At 39.4% G+C, this 7,695-nt stretch carries 5 protein-coding genes; 4 read left to right on the top strand and 1 reads right to left on the bottom strand.

Translation table 11 applies throughout. The features are described from left to right. The first annotated feature begins 47 nt into the window (after window positions 1-47). On the top strand, window positions 48-1,583 hold the full coding sequence (locus JWQ85_RS08125; RefSeq protein WP_299466656.1) for a RagB/SusD family nutrient uptake outer membrane protein: 1,536 nt from the start codon (window positions 48-50) through the stop codon (window positions 1,581-1,583). A gap of 110 nt (window positions 1,584-1,693) precedes the next feature. Here the strand turns inward: JWQ85_RS08125 and JWQ85_RS08130 are convergent, their stop codons facing one another. Then, window positions 1,694-4,057 (bottom strand): hypothetical protein, encoded by a 2,364-nt coding sequence (locus JWQ85_RS08130; protein WP_299466659.1) that lies wholly within the window; start codon window positions 4,055-4,057, stop codon window positions 1,694-1,696. A gap of 1,124 nt (window positions 4,058-5,181) precedes the next feature. On the opposite strand from JWQ85_RS08130, the gene JWQ85_RS08135 reads away from it, so the two are divergent. The 3 genes from JWQ85_RS08135 to JWQ85_RS08145 all read left to right on the top strand — a co-directional run. After that, window positions 5,182-5,934 (top strand): sugar phosphate nucleotidyltransferase, encoded by a 753-nt coding sequence (locus tag JWQ85_RS08135; protein ID WP_299466662.1) that lies wholly within the window; start codon window positions 5,182-5,184, stop codon window positions 5,932-5,934. Between the two features lie 500 nt (window positions 5,935-6,434). After that, a complete protein-coding gene (locus JWQ85_RS08140) occupies window positions 6,435-7,121 on the top strand; it encodes a glycosyltransferase family 4 protein (protein WP_367186194.1) in 687 nt (228 codons plus the stop codon). A gap of 11 nt (window positions 7,122-7,132) precedes the next feature. Then, window positions 7,133-7,695: class I SAM-dependent methyltransferase (locus JWQ85_RS08145; protein WP_299466665.1), on the top strand; the 563-nt coding region annotated here is incomplete at its 3' end.

Here is a 7,695-nt window from a genome sequence, read left to right on the forward strand (position 1 = left end):
AACCTGGGTGTAAATATTACTTTTTAAAAAATTAGCTAAACAGACAGATGAAAAAGAAATTAATAGCGATAGGTTGCATTGCAGTATTTATTGCACTAAGCCCGTCATGCAAGAAAGATTTTTTAGAGCAGAGCGATCCCAATGCCATATCATTAGATGCCAATTTTAAATCACCTAACGATGTGTTGTTAGCGGTTAACGGTATTTACCAGTCGTTACGCAGTGGTAACAACATTGGCGAAACCAGTGGTTTATGGACAGACGAACGGTCGGATGATACAGGCACCAACGATAACCAATCAAATGCCGGCGAACCATTTCAGTTCAATAACTTTTCAATTTTACCAAGCAATACTTACCTTAAAAGTCACTGGGTGTCGTTATACGGTACAATAACCCGTGCTAATGTGGTTTTAAGTAATATTGATAAAGTAACCTTTCCTGATGCTAACTTAAAATTGCAATATTCGGCCGAGGCAAAATTTTTAAGAGCGTTGACATACTTTCACCTGGTACGCCTTTGGGGGGATGTGCCATTGGTAACCAGGCAACTAAGCTCTACCGAAGTAGCTGCCAATACCTTTAGAGAGAAGCAGGAAACTGTTTACGCGCAGATAGTTGCAGATTTAAAGGATGTGGTTAACAACAACCCGCTTCCCAACCTGCAAACGGGTGCAGGCATAGGCCGCGTATCAAAGGCGGCGGCAAACGCGCTTTTGGGCCAGGTGTATCTTACTATGGCTTCCAATTTAGATCAGGCTAACCGCGCCGCTAACCTGGGTAATGCTAAAACCTATTTAATGAACGCATACAACATGCGTACTTTTGCCGCATTAAGCGAGATACCTTATACTGATGTTTTTGATGTTAATAAAAAATCTACCTGCCCCGAACTGATCTTTCAGATCGTAAATAAACAGGGAGATGTTAACTATAGCTCGGTCATAGCAGCCAATAATCAGGCAAAAGGCGAAACTATTAACTCGCAAAAAGCAGCATCAGGAGTAGGGGCAAATGTAACGCATGATTTGATCAACGAGTATGAAGTTGGGGATTCCCGTATGGCTTACTCGGTTAAATTTGCTAATGACCCTATTGTGAAAGATTGGTTTATTACCAAGTTCAGAGATAACAGCGCGGCTGCCAGTAACCTGGGTTATGGCGGGAACGACTGGAACCTGATCAGGTTTGCTGATGTTATATTAATGCTGGCCGAAGTAAACATGTACCTTGGTGATAATGTGACCGCCATTCAGTTTTTAGACCAGGTTCGTGCGCGCGCCGGGGTGTCGACTTATGCTGTAGCAATGACTGATCCTGCATACAGCAGCAAGTTCCCTACACTTAAACTTGCTATTTTGCACGAACGCCGTGTCGAGCTTGCTTTTGAACACCACCGCTGGTTTGATTTGACAAGGTTTTTTACCACACCAGAACTTGTTACTTATTTCAAAGGCAAGACCCAGGCAGATTTTGGTGCCGCACAGTTATCAAACTTTTCAACCAAGGACAGATATTACCCTATTCCGTTTGACGAAAATAAGCTCGATCCGGTAAAAATGTATCAAAACCCGGGTTATTAATATTACAGTATCAAAACTTGAAAACAAAAAGAGGGACAATTGTCCCTCTTTTTGTTTGATCTAAATAGAACGATAATTTTTAACCGAAGAATGGAGTATCGCCTAACATATTAAACAGCTTTCCTTACAACAAATTTTGTTAGAGTATTACATAGTTTTTTAATTGTAATGCTACCATCGGTTTTTACTTTAACATTTTTAAATTGGTTATTTATCCCTATATGTAAATAACACCCGGGCTGTAGCCCTTTAATCGTAAATTGATAAAAATCCGGCGAACTAACAGACCAGGAGAATGCAGTGGTATCCCAGTTGCTAACTGCAAGGTCAATGCGGTGCTGAGATGCTGCATCCACCTCAAGCGTCATACTTTCTTTATTTTCCGGATAAAAAGTTAGCTTGTTTCCATTCTTGCTGGCGCCAAAACTATTTTTACATTTTACTGAAAAGCTGGTACTACTCATAAAGTAGTCGTTTACACTTAAACGCAGTTGGTAAACGGTATTGCGAAGCTTGTAATTAAATTGTGTACCGTTCAGGTCCGCAGTCATATTCGGTTCAATACCCATCCTGTCCCATTTTGGTCTTATGCCATAAATATCCCTGTATAAAGCTGTAATACTGGTGCAAATCCCCGCCAAAATATCATCGCCAAGGCCGGTTTGTGTTATTCTGCTGTAACGCTGCGAGGATAATCCATCCTTTTTATATTGCCGCAAAAGATTATTAATGTATTTAATTGCGATGGTTTTATCATAATTGGCGTAAGCTCTGATGCCAAGATATCCCCAGGATGGAAAAATGTCCCCGTTTTCATATTTAGGGAATGGCCAGTTTCCATCAGAAACTTCCTCCCTTTTAAAAGAATCGAAGCAAAGAGGCCAGTGAAACAAATTTTCACTTTTAGCGCGTTGTTCAACCTGATCGAGGATTTGACTTATCCGCTCCGGGTCATCGCAAATTCCGAATGCGATAGCAGCAAAGTTTACGGGTGTTACTAAATTATCGCCATGTACAGAACCATCATTGTCACGCCAGTAAACATATTGCTTCTTTGCAGGCAACCAAAAGCCACCTTTATCAACAGATTTATTAAAGGCGGTTTTAAGGCGTACCGCTACTTCGGTATAATAGCTTTCTTTTTGCCTGTTTCCTAATACTTTTTCACAATTAGCCCACAGGTTTAACGCCTCATACATTTGAGCGTTCACGAATGAATTTTCATAACTCGCCCAAACAATATCCAACCAATCACTTGCTTTTTTTTCGGCAATATTATTATTCATCATTTCAAAAATGCCGTTATGGTTTGTATCATGTTTTATCAGCCAGTCTAATGCTTTTTCACAAGCTACCTGGTGCGCGCGCAACCATTTAACATCACCATTCAGGTCGAATTGCTCACTGGCGTTGATGATGTATCCGGTTTGCGAGTCGATAGTATAGCCCCACATCGCTTCGTAGTAACCGGTTTTAGGGTTATAGGTGCCGGGTATCTCATCTCCCGGAACATTATGCCATCGGGATAGCACACGGCCGTCAGCAAGCATAGCCTGATCACGTTCCTGATCAAGAGTGGATGACATGTTTTTTGTGTAATTTTCATCGCCCAATGCCATCCCTATCTGCGCGAAGAAAGCTTCATGCAAACATTTCCAGTTGGTAAGCCAACCATTAGCACCTATTATATTATTATCAACCACACCGTATCTACCGGTTGTATTCATCAGCTCACGTACAGCTTCGACGTCTATACCGGGCAGTTTACCCCTTGAATATTCTGTAAAGTAATCTACATACTGTAATTCATACTCGGTTTTAATTTTGCCTTTTTTTACCTTGAAAGGAGCAAATACGTTGGCCTGTTCAGCAACAAACCTGCTCAAATTATACCGTTGCTGTAAAAGCGTATCAGTAACCAGTTGGGTGCTTGTAAATTCATTATCCTTGCTATGAGAATACTTGGAAGCAATAAAATTTCCTGGAGATGGTTTTGCCTTTATGCGCAATGCATTACCCGAGTTGGCATTCCAAAACGTCACTCCACCGGTATGAACCCCATACGTGTCATCTTTTTGCTTTAGATATTTGCACCAAACCATTCCGCCATTGTCAATAATGCCACCCTTCCATACCGCTAAGTTTAAGAAGTTCCACTTGGGGAATGCCATATCCACCAGGACAGCATCATTGTTATATTCGCGTTCAATACTCCAAATTACTTTATCTCCGGTCAACTTAAAGTCCCAGGTTTCATTAATGCTAAGAGCGCTATTCCCGTAGGTTATTCCGCTAATGGTAACCCGTTTAGGATTTTCCGTGATCTTAATGTTGCTTAATCTACCGGCAGAATTAAAGGTTTCAGTTTTTGTTTGTATGCCAGTGTATATACCTTTTGATGATAAGACATTTTTCCCTTTAATATTAAGTTTTTTAATTATACATCCTGCTGAATAATCAATTGTGATCGACAAGCTTTTGTCTGGAACTGATATTGTGATTGTTTTCGCAGAATGGTTATAAACAATTGGCGACTTTTCTTTCCTATCAAAAGAAAAACCAATTGTTTGAAAAAATAAAAGTGTTGTGATCGTGAAAATTATATATCGTTGATTCATCTGTCTAAATTCAGGCAATATAAAGGTGTCTTAAATTTATACGCTGCTTTTTTAGGTGCCATTGATTACCTAAAAGGCAGTAGGTATTTTAGATCAAAAATAGGTGTATCAGAAACTAAGTTATCCAGTTTGGTGAACCAAGTCTTTTTGTTGAGGGATATTATGATTACCCGTCACAACGATATTGCTCAATGGCTTGGGGCGTTAATTCATTTTTCATTTGTTTGGAATATAATTTTAGGTTAGCGAACCAAAATTATGTTAAATCCAAATCTTACCCTATTACAATTATGATTTATTTTTTATACTTTCTGATAGATTTAGCTCCAGGCACTTTAGTTCCCGGAAAGTATTCTTCTAATGATGCCGGGAAAATGATCGGCAGCTAAGTCAAACACCTGTACAGAGCCGGCGTTGCAGAATATATTCAAGTCGTACGCCTGTACGATTTGCGGCCAAGCAGCCATTTGTTTGACATGCAGCGGTGGCAACGATAACGTTTTAAGGGTAGCCAAAAAAACACAATTTTCATTAAAGCTGATCTGGGTATTCTTTCCAGATCAGAGGTTTTGCCCTTGCCGCAAGGACATGGAGAAGATGGGCTGCTTGTATAATTAAGTGTACTCATGATGTAAAAATTCAATAGATAATGAACATTCTTCCATGGCCAGGTTTATCATTGAGCTCTGTAAAGATACGGGCTGATGATTAATTTAATATTAATAAGCCGCTATTTCTTGTGTGTTTTTGTATGCTGAGTGTCGCTAAGAATGAAGGTCGATTTTGTGTGATGTCCCAAGAGTCGTCTGCCTTACTGATGGCCTCCAGCAGCCGGTAACAACTATCACAGGATATATGTGAATCCCCTGGGATATAATCGTTACTTATCCTTCTAAAATTTTAGGATATCAGTTAATATTTATATCTTAAGTCATTCATTATCAACCTATCAATTAACGGGTTCCTAAACAGTTTAATTTATGCATAATGTATTAATAATGGCTGGCGGGCAATCGAGCAGAATGCGGAATAGTACCAATTTAAGTACGCACAAAGCATTGGTAACTGTGTTTAATATACCGCTTATCGAGCTAAATCTGCTGTATGCATATGTATATAAATTTAATAAAATTTGGATTTCTGTAGCGGCTGCCGAAGCGGGATTAATTGCTCATATAAACCGGTTGCAGGCTACCTATAAACGAAAACTTAATGTAGATATTGAAGTGATAGTAGAGCAGCAGCCATTAGGAACAATTGGAGCAGCGCAGTTTGTAAACATAGGCGATGAAGACCTTTTGGTGTTAAATGTTGATAATCTTTTAAATCTTGATCTTACTGCTTTAATGCAATCACATGTGCGGGCTGAAGCTGTAATGACCATAGCTTCGCACCACGAGCCCTTCCAGATCCCTTTTGGGCAATTGGTTGTCAAGGAAGATATGGTGGTTGATTACCTGGAAAAACCCGAACAAAAAATATTAGTGTCCAGCGGGACTTACGTTTTGGGTAGCACGGCACGGGATATGATCAACCAAAAATATAATCATAAACGGATTGATATCCCGCAGTTTGGCAAAGACCTGATAGCGCAGGGGCTTAAAGTGCATTCATTCTTTCATAGTTCTATCTGGAGCGATATAAATGATAAAGACACATTGCAACGAATGCGGGAAATGGAGCAATGGCCCCTTATTGAAGATATAAGTAAACTAAAAAAAGAACTCATTTAAATGTTTGCGCCGTAATGATTAAACAGACCATAAATATCCTCTCCATAGAAGCTTTCGGATTGTCGTTTGGAGGGGATGAAACGCGGTTGTTAAATCAGTGCCGCTTAATAAACAAGGATGTGTTTAAATGCATTATTTGCACGCCACAATTGTCTCCCGCCAACATGACCCCGCATTTTAAAAATGCAAACGCAAAAATCATCTACTTCAAAATACTTCCTTTTAAATTGAAGAATTTTTGGGCGCCGATACGGTTGGTTATTTTGTTTATAAACTTTTTGATGTACTCTATTCAATTAATCAGGACAATTTATAAAGAGAATATCCATGTTATTGACAGCCGCCTTTTAGGTGGGGGAATATATGGGTTGCTGGCAAAAAAAATAACACGGTTACCTGTAATTGTTACCCTTTATCATAAGAGCGAACTTAATACGATTGTGAAAAGGTTTTGTATATACCTTCTGCGTTCAAGCGATGCGGTTATGTGCGATTCAAAAATGAGATCTGACGAATTAAGAGATTGGATAGGATCTGAAAAGCCGGAGTACCTGGTAATCCCCAGCGCCATTGAGCTTAAATTTTCGGATGATAAAGAAATGGAAGAGATCAAAAAGGAAAAAGAATTTTCCGGAAAGCTAATTATAGGACAAATAGCTGGAATAATTCCTTTTAAGGGGCAAGATCTGCTCATAAATGCCTTTCATATCATCGCGCAAAAACATAACAACATAGAATTATGGATAGTAGGGTATTCGCGAAATGTTGATTACTATAATTCTTTAATTCGGCAGGTAAAAGATCTGAATATAGCAGACAAGGTACGCTTTATAAGCTATCCCGACTACATTGGTAACATATTTCGAACCATAGATATCCAGGTGCATGCAAGCCGGTTCGATTCTCTTCCCAACAGTATATTGGAAGGAATGTCGGTAGGGAAACCTTTGATTGCTTCCTCAGTAGGAGGGATACCGGATGTTGTTAGCCATGGGCATACAGGTTTACTCTTTGATAAAAATGACCTCGAGGCGCTAACCAATTGTATGGAGCAGGTGATAGGTGATCCGGATCTTAGAATGAGGTTGGGCCAGGCTGCTCAAGAAAGATTTGAAGAAAGGTATTCTCCGGTTTTTTTGACCAAACAGCTTGAGGGTGCCATTACTAAAATATCTAATACCCATTAAATTTATCAGATATGGAAAATAGCTGTTTTCTTTGCGATAAAACTTCAAACGTAATTGTTTACGAGGAAAATGGCTTCGAATCCCGACCATGTCCTGAGTGTGGCCTTTTGTATTGTAACCCCTTACCTAAAGAGGGTGAGGTGGATTTTGAAAACGAGTCGCATACCGATTCTTTCTACAAAAAGCCATCCCAATATAAATCCAAATGGCTGGTGGGAAAAATTGGTACAGGTAAAAGCTTATTAGAGGTTGGCGCAGGAAACGGCCATTTATTAAATGAGTTTTATAATTGCGGCTATAATGTTGCCGGTTTGGAGCCCAACACACAACGGATTAATAATATCAGAGAAGTATATCATTTGCAAACCCATCAGGGTTATTTGGAGAGTTATGACTTTAAAGAAAAAAAGTTCGATGTCGTATATCACGTCGATCTGTTAGCACATTTCCCTGATCCATTATTCGCGATACAAAAGATGAAGGATATTATGGCAAAAGATGGATATATAAGTTTTGAAGTAGGTGTTGTGGGCGGTATCTCTACATTTTGGTATAAATTATTTCCTTTAGGCTT

This window comes from Mucilaginibacter sp., from assembly GCF_028288105.1.
Classification (GTDB): Bacteria; Bacteroidota; Bacteroidia; order Sphingobacteriales; family Sphingobacteriaceae; genus Mucilaginibacter.